15 protein-coding genes are annotated in these 24,768 nt (G+C 66.2%); 5 read left to right on the forward strand and 10 right to left on the reverse strand.

The genetic code is table 11. The features are described from left to right. Positions 1-95: 95 nt before the first annotated feature. Positions 96-836 carry a helix-turn-helix transcriptional regulator gene (locus MOE34_RS19060; protein WP_160787655.1) on the reverse strand — a complete coding sequence of 247 codons (741 nt, stop codon included), beginning with the start codon at positions 834-836 and terminating at the stop codon, positions 96-98. A gap of 302 nt (positions 837-1,138) precedes the next feature. Here MOE34_RS19060 and MOE34_RS19065 point away from each other — a divergent pair, with 302 nt between their 5' ends. Continuing rightward, the gene (locus tag MOE34_RS19065) at positions 1,139-2,896 is read left to right on the forward strand and encodes a glucan ABC transporter ATP-binding protein/ permease (protein WP_160787654.1); all 1,758 of its coding nucleotides are present in this window, start codon (positions 1,139-1,141) and stop codon (positions 2,894-2,896) included. Positions 2,897-2,984: 88 nt separating this feature from the next. Here MOE34_RS19065 and MOE34_RS19070 read toward each other — a convergent pair whose 3' ends face one another. Continuing rightward, the gene (locus MOE34_RS19070; protein ID WP_160787653.1) at positions 2,985-11,471 is read right to left on the reverse strand and encodes a GH36-type glycosyl hydrolase domain-containing protein; all 8,487 of its coding nucleotides are present in this window, start codon (positions 11,469-11,471) and stop codon (positions 2,985-2,987) included. Here MOE34_RS19070 and MOE34_RS19075 point away from each other — a divergent pair. Together MOE34_RS19075 and metH are read left to right on the forward strand one after the other, a co-directional pair. Then, positions 11,470-11,676: a hypothetical protein gene (locus MOE34_RS19075; RefSeq protein WP_160787652.1), complete on the forward strand. Its 207-nt coding sequence runs from the start codon at positions 11,470-11,472 to the stop codon at positions 11,674-11,676. The genes MOE34_RS19070 and MOE34_RS19075 overlap by 2 nt on opposite strands. A 180-nt stretch (positions 11,677-11,856) precedes the next feature. Beyond that, complete coding sequence (gene metH, locus MOE34_RS19080) at positions 11,857-15,648, forward strand: methionine synthase (protein WP_160787651.1); 3,792 nt, start codon at positions 11,857-11,859, stop codon at positions 15,646-15,648. A 6-nt stretch (positions 15,649-15,654) separates the two neighbouring features. On the opposite strand, the gene MOE34_RS19085 is transcribed toward metH, so the two are convergent. Then, positions 15,655-16,689 carry a YeiH family protein gene (locus MOE34_RS19085; protein ID WP_160787650.1) on the reverse strand — a complete coding sequence of 345 codons (1,035 nt, stop codon included), beginning with the start codon at positions 16,687-16,689 and terminating at the stop codon, positions 15,655-15,657. Positions 16,690-16,764: 75 nt separating this feature from the next. On the opposite strand from MOE34_RS19085, the gene MOE34_RS19090 reads away from it, so the two are divergent. After that, positions 16,765-17,622 carry a LysR family transcriptional regulator gene (locus MOE34_RS19090; protein WP_324256101.1) on the forward strand — a complete coding sequence of 286 codons (858 nt, stop codon included), beginning with the start codon at positions 16,765-16,767 and terminating at the stop codon, positions 17,620-17,622. Positions 17,623-17,767: 145 nt separating this feature from the next. Here MOE34_RS19090 and cobM read toward each other — a convergent pair whose 3' ends face one another. Together cobM and cbiE are read right to left on the reverse strand one after the other, a co-directional pair. Further along, positions 17,768-18,529: a precorrin-4 C(11)-methyltransferase gene (gene cobM / locus MOE34_RS19095; protein WP_160787649.1), complete on the reverse strand. Its 762-nt coding sequence runs from the start codon at positions 18,527-18,529 to the stop codon at positions 17,768-17,770. A 1-nt stretch (position 18,530) separates the two neighbouring features. Continuing rightward, positions 18,531-19,769: a precorrin-6y C5,15-methyltransferase (decarboxylating) subunit CbiE gene (gene cbiE / locus MOE34_RS19100; RefSeq protein ID WP_160787648.1), complete on the reverse strand. Its 1,239-nt coding sequence runs from the start codon at positions 19,767-19,769 to the stop codon at positions 18,531-18,533. Here cbiE and MOE34_RS19105 point away from each other — a divergent pair. Continuing rightward, positions 19,768-20,538, forward strand: a complete 771-nt coding sequence (locus MOE34_RS19105; protein WP_160787647.1) for a cobalt-precorrin-6A reductase — start codon at positions 19,768-19,770, stop codon at positions 20,536-20,538. The genes cbiE and MOE34_RS19105 overlap by 2 nt on opposite strands. On the opposite strand, the gene MOE34_RS19110 is transcribed toward MOE34_RS19105, so the two are convergent. Genes MOE34_RS19110 through cobF form a run of 5 tightly spaced genes read right to left on the reverse strand, consistent with a single transcriptional unit; the run spans position 20,502 to position 24,709 of the window. After that, positions 20,502-21,266, reverse strand: coding sequence for a precorrin-3B C(17)-methyltransferase (locus MOE34_RS19110; RefSeq protein WP_160787646.1), 765 nt, complete (start codon positions 21,264-21,266; stop codon positions 20,502-20,504). The two genes, MOE34_RS19105 and MOE34_RS19110, sit on opposite strands and share 37 nt — an antisense overlap. Next, a complete protein-coding gene (locus tag MOE34_RS19115; protein WP_160787645.1) occupies positions 21,263-21,994 on the reverse strand; it encodes a precorrin-2 C(20)-methyltransferase in 732 nt (243 codons plus the stop codon). Before MOE34_RS19115 ends, MOE34_RS19110 begins: the two co-directional genes overlap by 4 nt. Continuing rightward, positions 21,991-22,623 (reverse strand): precorrin-8X methylmutase, encoded by a 633-nt coding sequence (locus MOE34_RS19120; protein WP_160787644.1) that lies wholly within the window; start codon positions 22,621-22,623, stop codon positions 21,991-21,993. Before MOE34_RS19120 ends, MOE34_RS19115 begins: the two co-directional genes overlap by 4 nt. Beyond that, positions 22,620-23,939: a precorrin-3B synthase gene (gene cobG / locus MOE34_RS19125; protein WP_160787643.1), complete on the reverse strand. Its 1,320-nt coding sequence runs from the start codon at positions 23,937-23,939 to the stop codon at positions 22,620-22,622. The genes MOE34_RS19120 and cobG overlap by 4 nt, the downstream gene beginning before the upstream one ends. Beyond that, on the reverse strand, positions 23,936-24,709 hold the full coding sequence (gene cobF / locus MOE34_RS19130; RefSeq protein WP_160787642.1) for a precorrin-6A synthase (deacetylating): 774 nt from the start codon (positions 24,707-24,709) through the stop codon (positions 23,936-23,938). The genes cobG and cobF overlap by 4 nt, the downstream gene beginning before the upstream one ends. Positions 24,710-24,768 lie beyond the last annotated feature (59 nt).

Below are 24,768 nucleotides of genomic sequence, written 5' to 3' on the forward strand. Positions count from 1 at the left end.
CGCCGGAAATAATCCCGACGGCGACCGGGACATTGCCCCATAGATAAATCTTTTAGAAACAGACGGTTATGCCGGATTCATGCGGCACCGCCCCGCTACGAGACCAGCCCCAGGCGGAAGGCGATGGCGATGGCGTGGTGCCGGTTGCGGGCGCCGAGCTTTTCCTGGATGCCGTTCATGTACCAGTCGACCGTATGGTTCGAGATGCCGAGGACGCGCCCGATATCGTGCGAGGTCATGCCCTGGGCGAGCAGCGCCAGCGCCTCCATCTCGCGCCGCGTCAACTCGACGTCGACGATCGCCGAAAGCCGCTCGGCCTCCTGCGGGTCGGCTGCGTGAAGGAGCTTCCAGTAGAGCCGGCGGGCGATGCTGTCGAACAGCGCCATCTCCGCGGTCTCCAGCTCCACCGGCCTGCCGCCGATGCTGAGGCTGCCGAGAAGGCCGCGCCGACCATGGACCGGAAACAGATAGCCATCCTCCAGCCCGTTCTGCCGCGCATCGACCATCATGCGCTCCATGCGCTTGCGATGCGGGCTGGCCCGGAACGCGCCGAGCGTGTCGCGCCAGCGGAAACCCACCTGGGCATGGCCGAGATAGCGCACGGTCGGATCGACCTGCATATAGCTTCTGCGCAGATAGGTCTCCGGCCAGCCTTCCGGCCAGCGTCCTGCCAGCAGCAGGCTCAGCACGCTTTCCACCGGTCTCGGCGACTGGTTAAGCCAATAATACTCGAAGCCGTAGAGTGTAATGAGACGCTCGAATTCGGCAGTCGTCTCCTCCCTACCACGCAACTCGTCGATCAGTGCAAGGAACTGCACCAGCAAGTTGATCTTCATATTCCCCGCGCTTGACTAGCTTTGCATAACCAACTGATAAAGCTGAATCAGGCCGACAACCGGCCCAAGCGCCCCTCTGATATCCCCGCTGAACAATTGGCAGGATCGGAAGGTGAAAATCAATCGCTTTGCGTGCATAGCTGACCTGAAATTGCACAATCACGCAAGATTTCAGGCGCGTTATCAAATTTGCTTGACTGCGAAGAACTTTTGCCGCTTCCGCTGGTTAATACCTTCAGCCAAGGGACTGAAGGTGCCAACGTTGCACCGCACAACAGCTATTGCCGGAAAGGCTCCATTCCGTGTCTTTGTTTCAGGTCTATGCCAGGGCCCTCAGCTATCTTGGCATCTACAAGCTCCGGGTCGGGCTGGTGGTTGCCGCCAATATCGTTCTTGCCGTGATCACCATTGCCGAACCCATCCTGTTCGGCCGCATCATCGATGCCATTTCCACCAAGAGCGACGTCACGCCGATCCTCCTGATGTGGGCCGGCTTCGGTCTCTTCAACACCGTCGCCTATGTGCTCGTCGCGCGTGAGGCCGACCGGCTGGCCCATGGCCGCCGCGCCAGCCTCCTGACGGAAGCCTTCGGCCGCATCATCTCCATGCCGCTCGCCTGGCACAGCCAGCGCGGCACCTCCAACGCGCTGCACACGCTGCTGCGCGCCTGCGAGACGCTGTTCAGCCTGTGGCTGGAATTCATGCGCACGCATCTCGCCACCGCCGTGGCGCTCACCCTGCTCATCCCGACCGCCTTCTCGATGGACTACCGCCTGTCGCTGGTGCTGATGGTGCTCGGCGCGCTCTATGTCGTCATCGGCAAGGTGGTGATGAACCGCACACGCGAGGGACAGGCCTCGGTGGAGAACCATTACCACACCGTCTTCTCCCATGTGTCGGACTCGATCAGCAACGTCTCCGTGGTGCACAGCTACAACCGCATCGAGGCGGAGACGCGCGAACTGAAGCAGTTCGCCGAGCGGCTGATCAACGCGCAGTTCCCGGTACTCGACTGGTGGGCGCTCGCCAGCGCCCTCAACCGCATCGCCTCGACCATCTCGATGATGACGATCCTCGTCATCGGCACGGTGCTCGTCCAGCGGGGCGAAATCCGCGTCGGCGACGTCATCGCCTTCATCGGCTTCGCCGGCCTGCTCATCGGCCGCCTCGACCAGATGAAGGCCTTCGCCACGCAGATCTTCGAGGCGCGCGCCAAGCTGGAGGACTTCTTCACGCTGGAAGACGCCGTGAAGGAACGCGAGGAACCGACCGGCGCGGGCGAGCTCGGCGACGTGAAGGGCAAGGTCGAATACCGCAATGTCAGCTTCGACTTCGCCAATGCCACGCAGGGCGTGCGCGACGTTTCCTTCACGGTGGAAGCCGGCCAGACCGTCGCTATCGTCGGCCCGACGGGCGCCGGCAAGACGACGCTCGTCAACCTGCTCCAGCGCGTCTACGAGCCGCAATCCGGCCAGATCTTCATCGACGGCGTGGATATAGGGACGGTGACGCGCAGGTCGCTGCGCCACTCCATCGCCACCGTGTTCCAGGACGCGGGCCTGCTCAACCGCTCGATCTCCGACAATATCCGCCTCGGCCGCGAGGGCGCGAGCCAGGAGGAAATCGAGGCGGCGGCAGAAGCCGCGGCGGCGAACGACTTCATCGTCTCGCGCCAGAACGGCTACGAGACCCATGTCGGCGAGCGCGGCAATCGGCTTTCGGGCGGCGAGCGCCAGCGCATCGCCATCGCCCGCGCCATCCTGAAGAACGCACCGATCCTCGTGCTCGACGAGGCGACCAGCGCGCTCGACGTGGAGACGGAAGCCCGCGTGAAGACGGCCATCGACTCGCTGCGCCGGGGCCGCACGACCTTCATCATCGCGCACCGCCTGTCGACGGTCCGCGAGGCCGATCTCGTCGTCTTCATGGATCACGGTCAGGTCGCGGAGATGGGCACCTTCAACGATCTCAGCCAGAGCAACGGCCGCTTCGCCGCGCTGCTGCGCGCCAGCGGCATCCTGACCGACGACGACGTGCGCAAGAGCCACACGGCGGCCTGATCGATACATCAGCGAAATGCAAAACGGCGGGGCCTGAAGCCCCGCCGTTTTTATTTCATCCGTTCCATGACGTTCCGGCCTACCCGCCTCAGAGCGGGTAGCCCTTGTCCAGGGCATCGAGAGCGACGCCGTTGATCGTCGCCTGCCATCCGCCTTCGTCCGCGCGGTCGACACGGATGGAGAGTTTCTTGCCGTCGATGACCAGCGTCGCGCTGTAGCCATTCCACGCCGCCGGAAGCACCGGCGCGACGAAGAGGCGGCCGCCTTCCTTGCGGATGCCGAGAATGCCCTCGACCGCCGCGCGGTAAAGCCAGCCGGCCGAGCCCGTATACCAGGTCCAGCCGCCGCGGCCCGTGCGCTCGCCTTCGCCATAGACGTCGGCGGCGACCACATAGGGTTCCACGCGGTAGCGCTCGGCCGCGTCCGCATCGAGCGCGTGCTTGACGGGATTCAGCAGGTCGAGGCAGGCGAAGGCATCGTCGCCCCTGCCCTGCCGCGCCAGCGCCAGCACGACCCAGGTTGCGGCATGGGTATACTGGCCGCCATTCTCACGCACACCCGGAGGATAAGCCTTGATATAGCCCGGCTCCTGCGGGGTTTCGGAAAGCGGCGGGGTGAACAGGCGGATGATGCCGTTCTCCCGGTCGACAAGCTCGGCCATGACGGCGTTCATCGCCTGACGCGAGCGATCCGCATCGCCTTCGCCGGACAGCACGCTCCAGCTCTGCGCGATGGAATCGATGCGGCATTCGTCGCTTGTCGCCGAGCCGAGCGGCGTTCCGTCGTCATAATAGCCGCGACGGTAATAGCCGCCGTCCCAGCCCGCCGTTTCCAGCGATTCCTTGAGGCGGCCGAGATGGCCTTCCCACGCGTCGGCGCGAACATGATCGCCATGCGCGCGGGCGAGCGGGATGAAGCCGCGCAGCGTGCCGGCAAGGAACCAGCCGAGCCAGACGCTGGTGCCGCGGCCGGCTTCGCCGACCCGGTTCATACCGTCGTTCCAGTCGCCGCCGAGCATGAGCGGCAGGCCGTTCTCGCCGGTGCGCTTCAGGGCAAGATCGAGAGCACGGGCGCAATGCTCGTAGAGCGGCGCTTCCTCGCCCGAACGGTTGGGCCTGTAGAAGGAATCGTGCTGGCCCTCGGCAAGCGCCGGACCTTCGATGAAGGCAAGCGTCTCATCGAGCACGGCGCGGTCGCCGGTCACACGGCAATAATATTCCACCGCATAAGCGAGCCACACCACATCATCCGAGATCATCGTGCGCACGCCGGCGCCGGTATCCGGCAGCCACCAGTGCTGCACGTCACCCTCGACGAACTGGCGCGCGGCCGCATTGAGGATCTGCTTGCGGGCAAGCTCCGGGTGATGCAGCAGGAAGGCCAGCGTGTCCTGCAACTGGTCGCGGAAGCCATAGGCCCCGCTTGCCTGATAGAAGGCGGTGCGGGCCATGATGCGGCAGCCGAGCGCCTGATAGGGCAGCCAGTCGTTGACCATGCGGTCGAGCGCCGCATCCGGCGTCTTGACCTGCAGCGTGCCGGTAAAGCCCTCCCAGAAGGTGCGCACCGACGCCATGACCGTATCGAAATCGGCCGTGCGGGCCTTGTCGGCCAGCGCGCGGGCGCTGTCCGCATCGGCGGTGTCGCCGAGCACGAAGAGCAGTTCGCGCTTCTCGCCCGGCTTCAGCGTGATATCGACGGCAAGCGCCGCACAGGGATCGCCGATGCCGTCGGCATTGCCGGGCAGCGGTTCGCCCGTGGCGACGGCGACCGGCAGGACGATATCGCCGATGCGGCCGATGAAATCGCGGCGTCTAGCGGTAAAGCCCGTCAGCGGCGTATCGACGGCGAAGAAGCTGGTCCGGCCGGCGAAATCGAGGCTGTAGGGATTGGCGGCGAAGAGCGCACCGCTCTCCTCGTCCTGACTGGTCAGCACGAAGGGCGCCGTTTTAGAGGGATTGTTGCCGAGGACCCATTCGACATAGCCGTAGACGGAGAGGCTGCGTTCCGTGTCGCCGGTGTTCTTCACGACGAGGCGCGAATATTTGACCGGGTCTTCCGGGTCGACCGTCTGCACCAGATCGAGCTCGATCCCGTCCTCCCAGCTTCGGAAGGCGGTGTAGCCGAGGCCATGCCAGGTCTCGAACTTGACCGATGGCTTGCGCGACAGCGCCGCGAACGGCGTCATGACCGTGCCGCGCTCGCGATCGCGCACATAGAAGGCCTCGCCCGGACGGTTGACGACCGGATCGTTGGTCCAGGGCGTGAGCTGGAAGTCGCGCGAATTGCGGCTCCAGGTGAAGCCCGCACCTTCCGCCGAGACGTGGAAGCCGAATTCGCGGTTGGCGATGACGTTGATCCACGGCTGGGGCGTCGCCTCGCCGCCGCGCAGGCGCACGGCATATTCGCGGCGGTCGGCATTGAAGCCGCCAAAACCGTTCCAGAAGGTCAGGCCCTCGCCGTCGATGGCGACGGGTTCGGCAACGGGTGCCGGCAGCTTGGCCACCGGCGTTTCCGCCTTGACCTCGTCCTCGCCGCGCGGCGTCGAATAGAGCGAGGCCGTGCGGGCGATCTGGTCGGCAAGCGAACCGTTACGCGCGTGGAAGACCGCGCGGGCGGTCGCCAGCAGCGCCTGCCAGGTGGAGGTATCCATCAGGTCGCGGCGCACCGTGAAGACATGCTGGCGCACGCCGTCCGACTGTCCGCGCATGCGCAGGTTCTCGCACAGATAATCGAGCGTGTGCTGCATGTCCTGCGCATAGGACGCCGCACGCTCGTTGAGAATGACGAGATCGGCGGTGACGCCGCGATGACGCAGATATTCCTGCGCGCGCAGCGCCTCGCGGGCGACATCGAGGTCGATTTCATCGTTGATGCGCAAAACGAAGATCGGGAAATCGCCCGAGATCGCCAGCGGCCAAAGCGCCGACTGGGCGGCAAGGCCGGTCTCGATCGTGCCGGTATCGGCCCGCAGATGCATGTCCGGATAGGTGAGGTAGCGGCCGAGCATCTGGAAGCTCGCCGCCTCCTGCGAGGTGACGCCGACATGGCGCATATGCACCTGCGAGCGCGTCCAGGCATGGATCATTTCATGGTTGAAGGCGTCCGGGTGGCGATAGCGGTCGATGGCCGCGTCCACCTCGGCGCGGCTCGGGGCCGCAATGGTCCAGAAGATGACCTTGACCTTCTTGCCAGCCGGAACGCGCACCACGCGGCGCAGCGCCATGATCGGATCGAGCGTGAAGCCGTCCGTGCCCGAGAGCTGCGCGCCGGCGTCGAAGGCGGCGGCATTTGCCAGCGAGCGGCCGCGGCCGATGAAGCGGCGGCGGTCGGTCTCGATCTCGGTACGGCGCGACGGGCCGGCATTGTCGACGATCAGATGGGCGACCGCCATGTCCGGCTCGTTCGGATTGCGCTTCTGGCGCTCGGCGCGGATGACGTCGCCGCGCTTGCCGATCTCGGTGCGCACGAACATCTTCGAGAAGAGCGGATGGGCGTTGTCGGCGTCATCCGTCGAGATGACCGGCTCCATATAGGAGGTCACCTCGATGAAGCGGTCTTCCGTGCCGGTGTTGAGCAGCGTCAGGCGGCGGCCTTCGGCATCGTGCTCGGTGGCGACGATGACTTCGACCTCGCTGGTGAGCTTGCCGATGGTCTTGACAAATTCCGCCTTGTCGTCGCCGAACTGGGTCTTCGTCTCCTCGCCCTCGATGCGCTTCGGCTCGGCGGTGGCGGACCACCACTCGTTCGTCGCCATGTCGCGCAGGAAGAGGAAGGAACCCCAGCGGTCTTCCGTCGGGTCGGGCTTCCAGCGGGTGACGGACTGGCCGTTCCAGCGGGAGTAACCGGCGCCGGTCGCCGTGAGCATGACGGAGTAGTGGCCGTTCGACAGGAACACGGCCTCGCGTTCGCGCGAGATCGGGTCCTTGAAGATGCGGATTTCCGGGCGCAGCAGGTCGGCCTGCGTGCTGCCGACGGTTTCCGGCTCACGCTTGGCGTTGATGACCGGAATGTCGCGCGGGGCCTTTTCCTGCAACAGCAGTTCGGCCGCCTCGATGACCGGATCGGCATGGAAGCGTTCGCGCAGTGCCCCGTTGAAGACGACATTGGCGACGGCGGCGATGGACATGCCGTGATGGTGCGCCATGTAGTTCTTCACCACGGCGCAGGTCTTGCCCTCGGGCACGCGGGTCGGCGTGAAGTCGACGGCGTCGTGGAAGCCGTAGACGCCGAGCGCGCCGAGCTTGCGCAGGCGCTCGAGGTTTTCGAGCGCTTCCTTCGGCGCATACTGGGCAGCCAGCAGCGAGGCATAGGGCGCGATGACGGCGTTCTGGCCGAGGCCGCGCTTGAGGCCGAGCGTCGGCACGCCGAAATTGGTGTACTGGTAGGTCAGCTCATGGTCGCGGGCGTTGAAGGCCGCTTCCGAGATGCCCCAGGGCGTGCCGAGGCGGCGGCCGTGGTTCATCTGCTCGACCACGACGAGATTGTTCGTCTGGTTGAGAATACCGCCCTGACGCTCCTGCATGACGAGCGGGGGCATCAGATATTCGAACATCGAGCCGGACCAGGAAACCAGCGCCCCGCGCGAGCCGACCGGCACGACCGGACGGCCGAGCTTGTACCAGTGCTCGGTCGGAAGGTCGCCCTTGGCGATGGCGAAGAGGCTGGTCAGACGCGCCTCGGAGGCGAGCAGATCGTAGCAGGCTTCGTCCAGCTCGTTCGTCTCGACGCGGTAGCCGATGGAGAGAAGGCGGCGCTCCTGACGGAAGAGGAAGCCGAAGTCCATCGAGAAGGCGATGTCGCGCGAGCGGTCGCGCAGCACGACGAGGCGGTCGCGCAGGCCCTCGATGGAGCCGAGGTCGAAGACGCTGTCGGCGATATGCGCCTCGCAGGTCGCAACCAGCCCGCCGGCCCAGGCGGCAAGCTCGCCGCTTTCCGCCGATTTGATCTCGTGGTCGAGATTGACGATCAGCTTGTTGATATCGCGCGCCAAGACCGAAAGATTGATGACGCGGATGGAGGCGAATTCGTGCTCGCGCTTGACGGCTGCGAGCGCATTGTGGAAGCCCTCGATGCGCTCCTCGACGAGGCGGCGGAGCGGGCGGACCGTCTTGCGGTCGTCCGGGAGCTGCTTCAGCGTTTCGGAGAGGATGGCGGCGACGTCGCCGATGCCGTCGAGGCTGCCCTGGAGATGGGCGGACGGGGCTTCGGCCCATTCGCGGCACATGGAGGAGACGGCGATGAGGTGGCCGGCAAGGTTGCCGCTGTCGACCGCCGAGACGTAGCGCGGCCCTAGCGTTTCCAGCGTGTTGGTGCGATACCAGTTGTAGAGATGGCCGCGATATTTCGGCATGCCGTCGATGGTGGCGATGGTCTGCTCGAGGCGGCGGACCGTCTCCTCGAAGCTGATCCAGCCGAAATCGCGGGCAGAGATGACGGAGAGCAGATAGACGCCGATATTGGTCGGGGAAGTGCGCTCGGCCAGAACCGGCTGCGGTGTTTCCTGGAAATTGTCCGGCGGCAGGAAGTGCTGCTCGGCGGTGACGAAGGTCTCGAAATAGCGCCAGGTGCGTCGCGCGATCTTGCGCAGTTCGGTCGCGACGTAGTCGGAGACGACGAGCTGGTCCTCGGTCTCGGCCGTCTGACTGACATACCAGGCGATCATCGGCGAGAGCATCCAGACCAGCGCGAAGGGTACGCCGATGAAGGGCAGGCCCGTATCCGAGATCATGGCGAGCGCCACGGAAACCACGGCAAGCGCCGGGGCCTGCCACATGGACCTGTAATGGGCGAGGATTCCGCCACGCGCGCCGCTGTCGGCCTGCGCGGCCGTGCGCCATTCCAGCATCAGCTTGCCGCTGACGAAGGTGCGGTAGAGCGAGCGCACGATGGCGTCCGCCATCAACGCCGCCGAATGGGCGATGAAGACGATGCGCAGCGCGACCTGCGCATTGGCCGCGCGGATATCGGACAGCACGCGATGCACATGGGCGCGCGCGACGATATCGCTGCTGCGCGGCATGATGCCCGAGATGAGCGACAGCGTCGGCGCGACGAAGAGCAGGAAGATCAGCACGAGCTGCCAGATCAGCGCCTGGCGCGGCTCCATGTAGTACCAGCCCATGACGGAGGCGACGAGCCAGCCGATGGGGATGAGGCTGCGGCGCAGGTTGTCGTACATCTTCCAGCGGCCGAGCATGGGAATGCCGCTCGACGGGCCGAAGAGATAGGGCAGCAACTGCCAGTCGCCGCGCGCCCAGCGATGCTGGCGCGAGGTCTCGACGCCGTAGCGGGTCGGGAAGTCCTCGACGAGTTCCACATCCGTCACCAGCGCGCAGCGCGAGAGCGAGCCTTCGAGCAGGTCGTGGCTGAGCACCGCGTTCTCGCCGATGCGGCCCTTCACGGCCGCCTCGAAAGCGTCGACGTGATAGAGGCCCTTGCCGGTGAAGGTGCCCTCGCCCGCAAGGTCCTGATAGACGTCGGAGACGGTGAAGACGTAAGGGTCCACGCCGCGGTCGGCGGAGAAGATGCGCTGGAAGGTGGAGGCTTCCTTGCCGGTCGTCAGCGAGGGCGTGACGCGCGGCTGGAGGATGGAATAGCCGGTGACGATCTCGCCCGTCGCCTCGTCGATGACGGGGCGGTTGATCGGGTGGTGCATCTTGCCGACGAGCTTCGTCACCGCATCGCGCATCAGGCGCGTGTCGGAATCGAGCGTCATGACATATTTGACATTCGCCGGCACGATATTGGCGCCCGGCAGGAAGGTCGTGTCGCCGTCGCCGCGCAGCAGCAGGTTCAGTTCGTGCAGCTTGCCGCGCTTGCGCTCCCAGCCCATCCACGCGCCTTCCGAAGGATTGTAGAGGCGGCGGCGGTGGAGGAGGTAGAAGCGCGTGCGCCCGTCATAGGCATAGCGGGCGGAGAGCGTGGCGATCTCGCGCTTGGCATAGTCCAGCACGTCGAGGTCGGCCGGCGTTTCCTCCACCTGGCTGTCGGCCCAGTCGCTGATCAGCGCGAAATAGATCTCGCCGCGCGGATTGGCGAGGTAGTGGACTTCGAGGTTGCGCACCAGTTCGTCGACATGGTCGCGCTTGGAAATGAGACAGGGCACGACGAGCAGCGTGCGCGCGTCGTCGGGAATGCCGTCCTTGAACTCGTAGCCGACAAGCCGCGAGGGCGTAACGAAGAAGGTGACGAGCGTGTTGAAGAGACCCGTCGCGCCTTCCGAGGCCGGCAGCGCGAAGAGGATCAGCATGATCAGCCAGGCGCCGTTCGGAATGTCGAGCTGGTCGAGAAAATAGTAGACCGCAATCATCGCCAGCAGCGTGAGGATGATGTTCGGCCCGGCCACCGCCAGCCAGTCGAGCTTGCGGGTGAGGCGCACGACGCGCTGCACCGCCGTCGGCCGGTAGCCGATGCGCTTTTCCAGGAGCTTGCGCTGCTTGCCGACGATGAAGGAGGCGACATTGGCCTCGTAGTCTGGATCGTCCGCATGGGCCGCGGCGTCTTCCGCCGTCATGTCGAGCGCCGTTTCCGTGACTTCCAGCTCCGTCTTGCCGGAGCGGCGGGCGAAGCGCTCGATGGAATTGCGGTACTTGTTGCGCGAGCCGAAATCGAGATCGCTATAGTCGGAGCGCTGGCGCAGCGCCTCGTCGAGGCGGCTGACACTCTCGAACCAGCCGGGCCATTCCGTATCGTCCACCGTGCGCAGGCCCTTGATGAGCGAACTCATCGTGACGTTGCCGGAAGACAGGCGGTTGTTTTCCGCGACGATCAGTTCCTCGAGGTCGCTGCCGCGGCTCTCGATCTTGCGCTCCAGCCACTGGATCACCGCGCCGGAGGCCTGAAGGCCGTCGCGCAGGCGATAGAGAAGCTGGATGACGAAGGTGTTGTCCTCGACGAAGCTTTCCAGCGCGCTGAGATGCGCGATGCACTTTTCCGGGTCGTTGAGGCGCACCAGTTCGTCGGCCACCTCATTGGCCTTGATGCGCATCTTGCGCGAGCGCTCGACGCGGCTGGAAATGCGGCGCAGGTTCTCGAGCAGCACGAAGCGCACGAAGGAGGGCAGCGCCCAGAGTTCGCCGATCTTCAGCGCGTCGATCTTCTGGAAACCCTGCACGAAGGCCGTCAGGCTCTCCACGGAGACGCCGCTATGCGTATGGGCGACATAGAGCCAGGCGAGCGCCAGCGTGCGCGGGATCGGCTGGCCGTCGATCTCCATGGTCGGAAGCTGGCGGAAGAAGCGGCGCGGGAAGTCGCGGCGGACTTCCTGGATGGCCTCTTCGATGACGTAGTAGTTGTCGAGCAGCCATTCGGCCGCCGGGGTGATCTGGGCGCCCGCTTCCACATCCTTGGCCGTCGCCTGATAGACGCGGAAGATTTCCTTCTCGTTCTCCTTGTGCCGGGGGCGGAACTCGAAGGGCCGGTAGCCGGGCAGCGATGCCGTCCTGTCGCGCGCGAGCGTCTCGCCGCATTCGGCCAGCTCCTCCAGCGTCAGATAGGTGGCGCGGATCGAGTCGTTATAGTCGATCTGCTTGGCATCGGCGTCGCGCGGAGCTTGCGGCGTAGTGTTCAGGGGCATGTTTCTGATTCTGGATCCGGCCATGTTGATCCATCCGGCAATGGCCTTTGCGCCGGAGGGTTTTTCGCGGACAGGCTTCTTCTCGGTGCCGCGTTCAGCCATGACACCGGACCGCGCCTTCATGGCGCCTCACGGAGGGATATGGCTCAAGCGACACGCAGATTGGCATCCTGGCCGCGTGGTGCATGAAAACGGCATTTTTTAGCCGTAAGGGCAAAGACTTGCAACATGTCAACGGGACGAGATGGCGCAGCGCCGCCCCCGATCTGCGGTTTTGGTGAATCGCCGCGCCCGATGAAAACGGCCCGCCACATAGAGACATATTGACATAAAGATATCTTTATGTGACTTCGAATGCATCGATATGCGCAGCGGAGGTCCTGTCATGGCCAACTCCCCCCTGGACGCCCTTTTCGGGCCTGAACAGCCACCCCGCGACGGCAAGGAGATTCGTGCCGCCCTTGAGGCCGCCGCCCGCGAACGCATCCTCGTTCTCGATGGCGCGATGGGCACGGAAATCCAGACGCTGAAGCTGGTGGAGGAGGATTTCCGCGGCGACCGCTTCGGCGACTGCGCCTGCCACCAGCAGGGCAACAACGACCTGCTGACCCTCACCCAGCCGGGCGCGATCGAGGACATCCACTATCGCTATGCGCTTGCCGGCGCCGATATCCTCGAGACCAACACCTTCTCCTCCACCACCATCGCCCAGGCCGACTACGGCATGGAAGACATGGTGTATGAGCTGAACCGCGACGGCGCGCGCCTTGCCCGCCGCGCCGGCCTGCGTGCGCAGCAGAAGGACGGCCGCCGCCGCTTCGTCGCCGGCGCGCTCGGCCCGACCAACCGCACCGCCTCCATCTCGCCGGACGTCAACAATCCCGGCTACCGCGCCGTCACCTTCGACAACCTGCGCACCGCCTATGCCGATCAGGTGCGCGGCCTCATCGACGGCGGGGCCGACATCATCCTGATCGAGACGATCTTCGACACGCTGAACGCCAAGGCCGCGATCTTCGCGACGCGCGAAGTGTTCGAGGAAAAGGGCATCGATCTGCCCGTCATGATCTCCGGCACGATCACCGACCTTTCCGGCCGCACCCTTTCCGGCCAGACGCCGGAGGCCTTCTGGAACTCGGTGCGCCATGCCGATCCCTTCTCCATCGGCCTCAACTGCGCGCTCGGCGCCAATGCCATGCGCGCCCATCTCGCAGAAATTTCCTCCGTCGCGCAGACCTTCGTCTGCGCCTATCCCAATGCCGGCCTGCCGAACGCCTTCGGCCTTTACGACGAGACGCCGGAGGAAATGGCCGCGCAGATCGAAGGCTTCATGCGCGATGGCCTTGTCAATGTCGTCGGCGGCTGCTGCGGCTCGACGCCGGATCATATCCGCGCCATCGCCGAGGCCGCCGCGCGCCACAAGCCGCGCAAAATCCCCGATATTCCCCGCCACATGCGCCTTTCCGGCCTCGAGCCCTTCACGCTGACCGAGGCCATTCCCTTCGTGAATGTCGGCGAGCGCACCAACGTCACCGGCTCGGCGAAATTCCGCAAGCTGATCACCGCGGGCGACTATGCGGCCGCCCTCGACGTCGCCCGCGACCAGGTAGCGAACGGCGCGCAGATCATCGACATCAACATGGATGAGGGCCTGATCGATTCCGGCCGGGCGATGACGGAATATCTCAACCTCGTCGCCGCCGAGCCGGACATCGCCCGCGTCCCCGTCATGATCGACAGCTCCAAATGGGAAGTGATCGAGGCGGGCCTGAAATGCGTGCAGGGCAAGCCGCTGGTCAACTCGATCTCCCTGAAGGAAGGCGAGGAAGCCTTCCTGCACCACGCGAAGCTCGTGCGCGCCTATGGCGCGGCCGTCGTCGTCATGGCCTTCGACGAGACCGGGCAGGCCGATACCAAGGCGCGCAAGGTGGAAATCTGCACCCGCGCCTACAAGCTCCTGACCGAAGTCGCCGGCCTCGCCCCGGAAGACATCGTCTTCGACCCGAACATCTTCGCCGTCGCCACCGGCATCGAGGAGCACGACAATTACGGCGTCGACTTCATCGAGGCGACGCGGGACATCACCGCGACGCTGCCGCATGTGCATATCTCCGGCGGCGTCTCCAACCTCTCCTTCTCCTTCCGGGGCAACGAGCCGGTGCGCGAGGCGATGCACGCCGTCTTCCTCTACCATGCCATCCAGGCGGGCATGGACATGGGCATCGTCAATGCCGGCCAGCTTGCCGTCTACGACACGATCGAGCCGGAACTGCGCGAGGCCTGCGAGGATGTGGTGCTGAACCGCGTGCCCAAGGCCGGCGGCACCGCCACCGAGCGCATGCTCGAGATCGCCGAGCGCTTCAAGGGCGCGGGCGGCAAGGAGGCCAAGGAGCGCGACCTCGCCTGGCGCGAATGGCCGGTGGAAAAGCGGCTGGAACACGCCCTCGTCAACGGCATCACCGAATTCGTGGAAGAAGACACGGAAGAGGCCCGCCAGAATGCCGAGCGACCGCTGCATGTCATCGAGGGCCCGCTGATGGCCGGCATGAACGTTGTCGGCGACCTTTTCGGCGCAGGCAAGATGTTCCTGCCGCAGGTGGTGAAATCCGCCCGCGTGATGAAGCAGGCCGTCGCCGTTCTGCTGCCCTACATGGAGGCCGAAAAGCGCGCCAATGGCGGCAGCGGCGAACGGCAGAGCGCGGGGAAAATCCTGATGGCCACCGTCAAGGGCGACGTACACGATATCGGCAAGAACATCGTCGGCGTCGTGCTCGCCTGCAACAATTACGAGATCATCGACCTCGGCGTCATGGTGCCGGCAACGAAGATTCTTGAAACCGCGAAGGCGGAGAAGGTCGACATCATCGGCCTTTCCGGCCTCATCACCCCCTCGCTGGACGAGATGGTGCATGTCGCCGCCGAAATGGAGCGCGAGGGCTTCGACATTCCCCTCCTCATCGGCGGGGCGACGACCAGCCGTGTCCACACGGCGGTGAAGATCCACCCCCGCTACGAGCGCGGTCAGGCCGTCTATGTCACCGACGCCAGCCGAGCCGTCGGCGTCGTCGGCAGCCTGCTTTCGCCCGAGATGAAGCTCGGCTATGTCGAGACGCTGAAGGCGGAATACCGCAAGGTGGCCGACGCCCATGCACGCAGCGAGGCGGAAAAGCAGCGCCTGCCCATAACCAGGGCCCGCGACAACGCCTTCAAGGCCGACTGGTCCGCCTACCAGCCCAAGACGCCGTCCTTTCTCGGCACGCGCGTCTTCCAGGACTGGGACCTCGCGGACCTCGCCCGCTACATCGACTGGACCCCGTTCTTCCAGACCTGGGAACTGAAGGGCGTCTATCCGAAAATCCTCGACGACGAGAAACAGGGCCCCGCCGCCCGCCAGCTCTTCGCCGACGCACAGGCGATGCTGGAAAAGATCGTCACCGAAAAATGGTTCACGCCGAAGGCCGTCGTCGGCTTCTGGCCGGCCGGAGTGGTGGGCGACGATATCCGTCTCTTCACCGACGAGGCGCGCAAGGCGGAGCTTGCCACCTTCTTCACACTTCGCCAGCAGCTTTCCAAGCGCGACGGCCGGCCCAACGTGGCGCTCTCCGATTTCGTCGCACCCGTCGATAGCGGCAAAGAGGATTATCTGGGCGGCTTCGTCGTCACCGCCGGCATCGGCGAGATCGCCATTGCCGAGCGCTTCGAGCGGGCGAACGACGATTACAACTCGATCCTCGTCAAGGCGCTGGCCGACCGCTTCGCCGAGGCCTTCGCGGAGCGCATGCATGAATATGTGCGCCGGGAACTCTGGGGCTACGCCCCGGACGAGACCTTCGGCCCGACCGACCTGATCGGCGAGCCCTATGCCGGCATCCGCCCCGCGCCGGGCTATCCCGCCCAGCCGGACCATACGGAAAAGACGACGCTCTTCCACCTGCTCGACGCAGAGAAGGAAATCGGCGTGACGCTGACGGAGAGCTACGCCATGTGGCCCGGCTCCTCCGTCTCCGGCCTCTACATCGCCTCGCCCGAAAGCTACTATTTCGGCGTCGCCAAGGTGGAGCGCGACCAGGTGGAGGACTATGCCCGCCGCAAGGGCATGGAAATCGCCGAAGTGGAACGCTGGCTCGGCCCGGTGCTCAACTACATCCCGACGACCGCGCGGGAAAACGCGGCCTGAGCGGCATCAGGCCGTCGCGAGGTTGAGGAGAAGCACCATGGCGTAGCTGGCGACGACCAGCACGCCGAGCGACAGCACGACCGCCACCGTCACCCGCGGCCCGGCACGCAGAACGCGCCGCAGATCGATGCCTAGGCCGAGCGCGGCCATGGAAAGGATCGTCAGCACGGTGGCGGCCTTGCTCATGCCCCCGGCAAGTCCGGCATCGATGAGGCCGACGCTGCGCGCGAAAAGCATGGCGAGGAAGCCGAGGATGAACCAGGGCACCAGCCGATGAAGCGCCGGCCGGCGGCCGCCCGCCTTGCCGGAGGCGAGCGACAGCACGAAGATGACCGGCCCGAGCATCAGCACCCGCACCAGCTTGACGAAGGTGCCGATCTGGATGCTGAGGGCAGAGACCGGGGCGGTCGCCGCCAGAACCTGCGGCACCGCATAGACCGTCATGCCCGCCATCACGCCGTAGCCCGTCGCCGACAGGCCGAGCAGCGGCACGAGCGCCGGCAGCAGCAGCACCGTCGCCATGCCGAGCACCGCCGTAAATGCGATGGACGAGGCGACATCCTCCGCATCCGCATGGATGACCGGCGCCGTCGCGGCAATTGCGGAATTGCCGCAGATCGAATTGCCGCAGGCGACCAGCAGCGCGACACGGCGTGAAAGCCCGAGCCCCCGACCGATTCCATAGCTGGCGATCAAGGACACGGCCACCACCGCCGCAATGGCGCCGATCAGGGGCAGGCCCATGCCGGCAATCGCCGCCGCGCTGACACCCGCGCCGAGCAGAACGATGGCGACTTCCAGAAAATACTTAGCCGAAAAGGCGATGCCCGACTCGAAGGTCTCCGGCCGGCGCAGGAAGAGACGAACGACCGCGCCGATAAGGATCGCCAGCACCAGCGCCTCGATCCATGCGCCGCCCGTCAACGTGAGTTCGAGCCGCTCGGCAACGAGCGCGAGGCCGGACACCAGCGCCGAGAGCAGCACGCCGGGCGCCAAAGCGCGAATTCCAAGGATCGAATGTTTTTTGGGTGTTTTTTCCATACGCAGAGCAATGCGCTTGAAAAACCATTCGATCCATCGGCAAATATCTGACATTTCATTCGACTGGATCGAACAATGATGACGCTGGAACAGCTCCGCATCTTCGTCGCCGTGGCGGAGCGGGAACATCTCACCCAGGCCGCCGAGGCGCTGCATCTCACGCCGTCGGCGGTAAGCTCGGCAATCCGCGTGCTGGAAGAGCGCTACGGCATCGCCCTCTTCCACCGGACAGGCCGACGGATCGAGCTGACGGAAGCGGGGCTCGCCTTCCTGCCCGAAGCGAAAGCGACGCTGGCGCGCGCGACAAGCGCCGACCTCTTCCTCACCGAGATCGGCGGCCTGAAGCGCGGCACGCTCGCCATCGCCGCAAGCCAGACGGTGGTCGGCTACTGGCTGCCGCCGCTCCTTCTGCGCTTCCACGAGGCCTATCCGGCGATCGATATCCGCATAGTGGGCGGCAATACGGAACAGGCGGCCGAGGCCGTTCTGGAGGGGCGGGCGGAACTGGGCATCATCGAGGGTGAAGTGGACCACCCCGCCCTGTCACAGCGCATCGTCGCCCGCGACCGGGTGCTCGTCGTCGCCCCTGCCGGCCATGCCTTCGCCGGCAGGCCCGTCACGCCAGATGAGCTGACGCAGGCACGCTGGGTGCTGCGCGAACCCGGCTCCGGTACCCGCAGCGCGCTGACCTCGGCGCTGGACGAAACGGCGCTGGATATCGCCCTGTCGCTGCCCTCCAACGAGGCGGTGCGTAGCGCCGTGCTTGCCGGAAACGCCCTGACGGCCGTTTCGGAATATGTGGTGCGGGACGATCTTGCGACCGGCCGCCTCGCACCCGTCGCCTTCGACCTGCCCGAGCGCGCCTTCCGCTTGCTGCGGCACAAGGAGCGCTACCGCTCCAAGGCCGCGCTCGCCTTCGAAAAGCTGCTTTAGGACCGATCGACATTCAGTTCAGGCTGAGCCGAAAATGGTGCTTTTGCGGGACCCGGAGCGCAGCGTACTTTCGGTACGTGAGCACCGGAAGTCCGGAAAAGTGCTATTTGCAGGCCGGCATGGGCTGAATGTCGGTCGGTCGGTCCTAGTCGCCGCGGCCGCGGAAGCGGCGCTGATAGGCAGGATCGTAAAGCGAGCTTTCGCGAAAATCCTCCGCAGCCAGCGTGCGGCCGACAAAGATCAGCGCCGTGCGCTCGATAGGCTCTTGCGCGACCTTCCCCGCGATATCGGCCAGCGTGCCGCGCACGACCCGCTCGTCCGGCCAGGACGCCTTGACCACGATGGCGACCGGGCAATCGGCCCCGTAGAGCGGCGTCAGGTCTTCCACGACCTTGTCGAGCGCATGGATGGCGAGATGGATCGCCAGCGTCGCCCCCGTCGCGCCAAAACCTTCCAGCGTCTCGCGGTTCGGCATGGGCGAGGCGCGGCCGGAGACGCGGGTGAGCACGAGGCTCTGCGCAACGGCCGGAATGGTGAGTTCGCGGCCGAGCGCCGAGGCGGCGGCGGCAAAGGAGGGCACGCCCGGCGTCATCGTATAGGCGATGCCATGCTTTTCCAGCCGGCGGATCTGCTCGGCGACGGCGCTCCAGACCGAAAGGTCGCCGGAATGGAGGCGCGCCACATCCTCGCCCGCAGCCGCGGCGCGGACATATTCGGCTTCAATCTCGTCGAGCGACATCGGCGCCGTATCGACGATACGCGCACCCGGCGGGCAATATTGCAGCAGTTCCGGCGAGACGATGGAGCCGGCATAGAGGCAGACCGGACATTTGCCAATGAGATCGCGGCCGCGCACGGTGATGAGATCGGCAGCGCCCGGACCGGCGCCGATGAAGTGAACGGTCATGTCATCCCTCAGTTTGTTTAGCCGGCTTCACCCAGCTCCATTGCGTCACCGGCATGGCCGGCCGCCAGCCGGTCATCCGGCCGACGGGCGAGGCCCGCGCGATATCGATGCGGACCAGCGAACCGCCGAGCCGGGCATGATGGGCCAGAAGCACGGCCTCCATTTCCGTCGTCACAGCATTGGCGACAAGCCGTCCGCCGGGTTTCAGGCCGGAAAGCGCGGCTTCCACCACCCCCGCCTCGCTGCCGCCGCCGCCGATGAAGATGGCGTCCGGCGCGGCAAGCCCGGCCAGCGCCGCCGGCGCGGCGCCTTCCACGACGGAAAGCCCCGGCACGCCGAAGCCTCGCGCATTACGGCGAATGCGGGCGGCGCGCTCCGGGTGACCCTCGACGGCAATCGCCCGAAGCGAGGGATCGGCCAGCATCCATTCGATGCCGATGGAACCGGACCCCGCGCCGATATCCCACAGAAGCGCGCCGCGCCGGGGCGCGAGCACCGAGAGCGTCAGCGCGCGGACCTCGCGCTTGGTGATCTGGCCATCATGCTCGAAAAGGCTGTCATCGAGGCCGGGCGTGAGGGCGAGGATGCGCGCGCCCTCGCCGGCCGCCACTTCCACGGCGCAGACATTGAGCATGTCCGCATCCGCAAGCGCAAATCGATCCGCCCGATGGCTGCTCACCCGTTCCCGCGCACCGCCCAGCGCTTCCAGCACGGTGAGGCACGATGCGCCAAAGCCGCTTTCGGCCAGAAGGGCCGCGAGCGCCGCCGGGCCATCGCTATCCGAGGTCAGCGCGAGGATGCGGCTGCCGGGATGGAGATGCGGACGGATGAGGTCGATGGGACGGCCGTGCAGGGAAACACACGCTGTATCCTGCAACGCCCAGCCCATGCGCGCGGCAGCGAGGCTGAAGGAGGAGGGCGCGGGGAAGACCCGCATTTCCGCCCGCGAAATGCGCCTGCAAAGCGTGACGCCGACGCCGTAGAAGAAGGGATCGCCCGAGGCGAGCACCGCGACGGGGCGCCCCCGCGCCGCCAGCACCGCCTCCACGGAACGCTCGAAGGGGCTCAGCCAGACGTGTCTTTCACCATGGATCGCCGCATCGGCAAGCTCCAGATGCCGCGCGCCACCGAAGACCAGAACAGCCGCAGCGATGGCGGCCTTGGCCTCGTCGCCGAGACCGGCTAGACCATCCTCGCCGATGCCGACGATGGTGAGCCACGGGGGAGCTGGATCAGGCATGGACAAGAGACGCATCCTCATACTGGGCGGCGCGACCGAGGCCCGGGACCTTGCGGCCCGGCTTGCTAGGCGAACCGATCTCGCCGTCACGCTGTCGCTCGCCGGCCGCACGCTCGATCCCGCGCCGCAGCCCGTGCCGGTGCGCAGCGGAGGGTTCGGCGGCGCAGAGGGACTTGCCGCCTATCTGCGCGGCGAAACCATCGATCTGCTCATCGACGCCACTCATCCTTTCGCAAGACAGATTTCCGCCAATGCCGGCATCGCCAGTAAGGCGGCCGGTATCCCCCTGCTGCGGCTGGAGCGCCTCGGCTGGGAAGAAACGGACGGCGACCGCTGGACGCGTGTCACTTCTATTGCCGAGGCGGTGACTGCGCTGGGTGGGGAGCCGCGCCGCGTCTTCCTCGCCATCGGCCGGCAGGAGGCCAAGGCCTTCGACGCCGCGCCGCAGCACCACTATCTCGTGCGCAGCGTCGATCCCGTCGATCCGCCGCTCGATGCACCCGATGTGGAGTACTTGCTCGCCCGCGGCCCCTTCGCCGTCGAGGCAGAGGTGGCGCTGCTGCGGGATCGCCGCATCGACGTCATCGTCAGCAAGAATTCCGGCGGTGACGCCACCTATGGCAAGATCGTCGCCGCGCGCATCCTCAGCCTGCCCGTCCTTCTGGTCGAGCGGGCGGCGGCGGGCGATGGTCATCGCGCCGGGACGGTCGAGGAGGCGTTGCGGCTTGCCGATCATTTGCTCGGCGCCTTCAGGAAGCGCGGCGTATAGACGAGGTCCGGCAGGTCCGGCCGCGCGATGACGCGGGTTTCCGGCGAGCCGATGACGACACAGGTCGCCATGTCGGCGCGCTCCGCCTCTGCTTCTCCGAGCGGCATGACCAGCATGCGCTCGTCCGGCCGGCCCGCCGCGCGGCCGAAGATGACGGGTGTCTCACCCGGCAGGACCTCTCGCAAAATCTCGAAGGCCTTGCCAAGCTGCCAGGGCCGTGCCTTGCTGATCGGGTTGTAGAGCGCGATTACGAGGCCGGCTTCGGCGACCATGCGCAGCCGCCTCTCGATGATCTCCCAGGGCTTCAGGTTGTCCGAGAGCGAGATGGCACAGAAATCATGACCGAGCGGCGCGCCGATGCGTGCCGCGACCGCCAGCATGGCCGTGACGCCCGGCACCACGACGAGATCGACGGACTTCCATTCCTCCGGCCCGGCATCGATGGCCTCGCAGACCGCCGCCGCCATGGCGAAGACGCCCGGATCGCCGCCCGAGACGACGCAGACATTCACACCCGTTGCGGCCCGCGCCAGCGCCGCCTCGGCACGGTTCAGTTCCTCGCGATTGTCGGAAGCGACCTTGATCTGGTCCGGCCGCAGATTCAGCCGGTCGATATAGGGGAAATAGCCGAAGAACTCGGTCGAGGCCTCGACGGCACGCAGCGCCTCCGGCGTCATCTGGTCCGGATTGCCGGGGCCGGTGCCAATCACATGGAGCCTGCCGGTCATGGACGGCCGCTCCAGCCGGGCACGAGCACCAGCGAGAAATAGGGCGCGGTATCGTCGAGCTTTTCGGAAAGGCGCATGGACTTGCCTGAGGGCGTGGTGCCGCGCTCCACATAGACCGCCTCGCCGAGCCGCCCGGCATTGGCAAGCGCCCGGCGGATCTTCGGCAGGTTGCGCCCGACCTTCATGATGACGGCGGCCTCGGTATCTCCGAGCCGGCGCGACAATTGCTCCTCACCCATCGTGCCGGGCAGCACGGAGAGCACGTCGTCGCCCTGCACGATTGGCAGGCCGGAGAGCGACCAGCAGCCGGACATGGCGGTGATGCCGGGTATGACCTCCGTCGGGAACCGGCCGGCAAGGCGCACATGCAGATGCATGTAGGAGCCGTAGAACATCGGGTCGCCCTCGGAGAGGATCGCGACCGTGCGGCCGGCGGCAAGGTGTTCCGCGACGGCGGCGGCGGAAGCATCGTAGAAGGCCGTGATCTGGCTCTTGTAGTCGTCGTGCTCCTTGTCGATCTCGACCGTCACCGGATAGTAGAGCGGCAGCTCCACCATGCCGGACTTCAGAAGGCCCTCGACGATGGCGCGGCCATTGCCGGAGCGGCCCGCCTTCGCGAAATAGGCCAGCACATCGGCTTCGCCGATAGCCCGCACGGCCTTCAGCGTCAGGAGTTCCGGATCGCCCGGGCCGGTGCCCACGCCATAGAGTCGTCCCGTCATAGTCATACTCCCGGCCTTGCCAGCGAATTGAGGGCGGCGGCCGTCATGGCGCTGCCGCCGAGGCGGCCGCGCACGATGGCGAAGGGCACGCCGTAGGAATTTTCCGCCAGCGCATCCTTCGATTCCGCCGCGCCGACGAAGCCGACCGGCATGCCGAGGATCGCCGCCGGTTTTGGCGCGCCGTCGCGCAGGAGTTCCAGCAGATAGAAAAGGGCTGTCGGCGCATTGCCGATGGCGACGACCGAACCGGCCATGCGCTCCAGCCAGAGGCGGATGGCGGCGGCCGAGCGGGTGTTGTCGATCTCTTTGGCAATCTCCGGCGTGCGCGGGTCGCGCAGCGTGCAGATCACGTCATTGTTTGCCGGCAGGCGGGCGGCGGTGACGCCGCGCGCCACCATTTCGGCATCGCAGAAGATCGGCGCGCCGGCCTGAAGCGCCGTGCGGGCCGAGCCCACGAAATCCGGCGAGAAGACGAAATGCGCCGCCGCCTCGACAAGACCGGCCGCATGGATCATGCGCACGGCGACATCCGATTCCGCCTCGGAAAAGCGGGAAAGATCGGCCTCGGCGCGGATGATCGCGAAGGATTTTTCATAGATGGCGGTGCCATCTTTTATGTAGTCGTAGTCTGTCATTGCGGGCCTTGATAAGCGGAAACGAGGGCGGCAGGTGCGGTGCGGTCGATAAAACTCTTCGCCGTCTCGCCCTCCTTGCGCTGCGCGCGCAAGAGAGTGCCGAGACGCCGGATCGCGGATGGGAGGTCTTCGACGGGAAGGGCAGCGGCCGGCGCATCACCGGCACGCCCATCGAGCACAAGCCCGACGCCTGCGGCCGTGCCGCAAAGCGTGACGGCGGCGCGAGCGGGATGTGCGCAGCCCTTCGGGCAGCCGGAAATATGCACGTCGACGGAACCATCGAGCAACTCTCCGGCACCCCTCACGACGGCATCGGCTGCGGCATGGGTATCGAAACGGGCCGAAGCGCAGCCGGCGGCACCGGCGCAGATCGAGATGGAGCGGCCGGGCGCGGTATCCGTGCACCAGAAACCTTCAAGGCTGGCACAGGCTTCAGCCTCCGCCAGCCCTTCCCCAGAAAACCCACGCACGAGCAGCATGCGATGCGGCGCGAGCCGGAATTCGGAAGCACCACAGGCGACAAGGCCTTTCACGAGGGCAGCGAGCTTATCGGCCTGCATCTGGCCATAGGCTGGGGCGATGCCGAGCACGCGTTCGCCACCTATACGGTGAATGCCGAGCGGATGGCGGGAAAGAGCAGCGAAAGGGGGCGGTTCCGAGACCACACCGAATTCAGCGGCAAGCGCCGCAGCGTCGAGGTCACGCCCGCGGGCAGCCGGGCCGAGGGCGGCAAGGGCGGCGATGACGGTCATCGTACCGGCAATGACGCGATCTTCCGCCAGCACCGCGACGGGTCGCGCCGCCTGCCGATCACCGCCGACCGACAGCCGCCAGCCGGCCGCAACCGCATCGAGCCGGATATCGGCCACCATGTCGCCAAGGGAGAGCACGCCGCCGCCATCGACGACGATGGCAAGCTTGGGCGCGAGAATGAGCGAAGCCGCCGCGATGGCCTTGCGCAGCGCATCGGCCACCGGCGTCGCATCGACAGTCTCGGAGGGGTCGATGCCCGAGAGCGGCGGGATTTCGATGGCGACGCCCGTCTGCGGCACGATGCCGGCGGCGGCTAGCCCTTCGGCAAGGCGCGGCACCGAAGCCTCCGTCAGGCCACGAAGCTGGAGATTGCCGCGGGCGGTGATCTCGATCAGGCCATTGCCGTGTTCGCGGGCGAGGTCGGCAAGGGTGAGCAGGTCTTCGGCCGCCAGCGCCGGGGCGGCGGGGCGCAGGCGCACGAGAAGGCCGTCGCCGGTCCGCATTGGCGCGGACAGCGAAGGGCAGGCGCCGCGGCGCAGGGTGTCCAGCGCAGGAACCGTCATGCGCCCTCCTCCTCGCCGGCCGGGCGGCGGATCAGGTAGGTGTCCATGATCCAGCCATGCGCCTCGCGCGCCTTGGCCCGGGTTTCCGTGATGGTCTCGGCAATGTCCGCAAGCTTGCCGGACAGCAGGATTTCGTGCGGCGTGCCAAGATAGGCACCCCACCAGATTTCCGCCTCCGGGTCTTCCACCGTGCGGAAGGCCTGCACGCCGTCGAGCATGACGAGCGCATCACGGGAGGATTCCGGCCAGCCCTCCGAAAGGCGGCGGCCGGTGGTGATCTCGACGGGCAGGCCGATGCGGTTGAGCGCGATGCCATGGCCCGCGCAAAGCGCCTGCACGCTGGTGATGCCGGGGATGACCTCGGTTTCGAAGGCGACGTTTCCGGCAGTGCGCACATGCTCGACGATGCGCAATGTGCTGTCGTAGAGCATCGGGTCGCCCCAGACGAGAAGACCGAGCGTCTGGTTCTCGCCAAGCTCGTTCAGAAGCGTGCGCTCGTAGATACCGGCAATGGCGCGGTGCCAGTCGTGAACGCCGTCCTCATAGGTGCCATCGGCGCGGCGCACCGGCACGGCATAGTCGAGGATACGGCATGAAGAATTTTCGAGGAAACGGTCGCAGATCTCGCGGCGCACGTCGGCAAGGTATGCCTTTTCCGCGCCCTTGGTCGGGATGAGCAGCACATCGGCCCGGTTCAGCGCCTTGATGGCCTGCACGGTCATGTGCTCGGGATTGCCCGCGCCGATGCCGATGACCAGTATCTTCCTCACATCCGTCTCCCGTGCGGCTTGCGCTCCCGGTTCGCGGCCCTGTTTGGGTCCCGCACCTC

This window comes from Shinella zoogloeoides, from assembly GCF_022682305.1.
GTDB lineage: Bacteria > Pseudomonadota > Alphaproteobacteria > Rhizobiales > Rhizobiaceae > Shinella > Shinella zoogloeoides_B.

Bases quoted from the DNA above. Each gene is read 5' to 3' on its own strand.
- MOE34_RS19090 (WP_324256101.1), top strand. From the start codon at position 16,765: ATGATGACGCTGGAACAGCTCCGCATCTTCGTCGCCGTGGCGGAGCGG.
- MOE34_RS19110 (WP_160787646.1), bottom strand. From the start codon at position 21,266: ATGACCGGCAGGCTCCATGTGATTGGCACCGGCCCCGGCAATCCGGAC.
- MOE34_RS19115 (WP_160787645.1), bottom strand. From the start codon at position 21,994: ATGACTATGACGGGACGACTCTATGGCGTGGGCACCGGCCCGGGCGAT.
- MOE34_RS19075 (WP_160787652.1), top strand. From the start codon at position 11,470: ATGTTTCTGATTCTGGATCCGGCCATGTTGATCCATCCGGCAATGGCC.
- MOE34_RS19060 (WP_160787655.1), bottom strand. From the start codon at position 836: ATGAAGATCAACTTGCTGGTGCAGTTCCTTGCACTGATCGACGAGTTG.
- metH (WP_160787651.1), top strand. From the start codon at position 11,857: ATGGCCAACTCCCCCCTGGACGCCCTTTTCGGGCCTGAACAGCCACCC.
- MOE34_RS19105 (WP_160787647.1), top strand. From the start codon at position 19,768: ATGGACAAGAGACGCATCCTCATACTGGGCGGCGCGACCGAGGCCCGG.
- cobM (WP_160787649.1), bottom strand. From the start codon at position 18,529: ATGACCGTTCACTTCATCGGCGCCGGTCCGGGCGCTGCCGATCTCATC.
- cbiE (WP_160787648.1), bottom strand. From the start codon at position 19,769: ATGCCTGATCCAGCTCCCCCGTGGCTCACCATCGTCGGCATCGGCGAG.
- MOE34_RS19085 (WP_160787650.1), bottom strand. From the start codon at position 16,689: ATGGAAAAAACACCCAAAAAACATTCGATCCTTGGAATTCGCGCTTTG.
- MOE34_RS19070 (WP_160787653.1), bottom strand. From the start codon at position 11,471: ATGCCCCTGAACACTACGCCGCAAGCTCCGCGCGACGCCGATGCCAAG.
- MOE34_RS19120 (WP_160787644.1), bottom strand. From the start codon at position 22,623: ATGACAGACTACGACTACATAAAAGATGGCACCGCCATCTATGAAAAA.
- cobG (WP_160787643.1), bottom strand. From the start codon at position 23,939: ATGACGGTTCCTGCGCTGGACACCCTGCGCCGCGGCGCCTGCCCTTCG.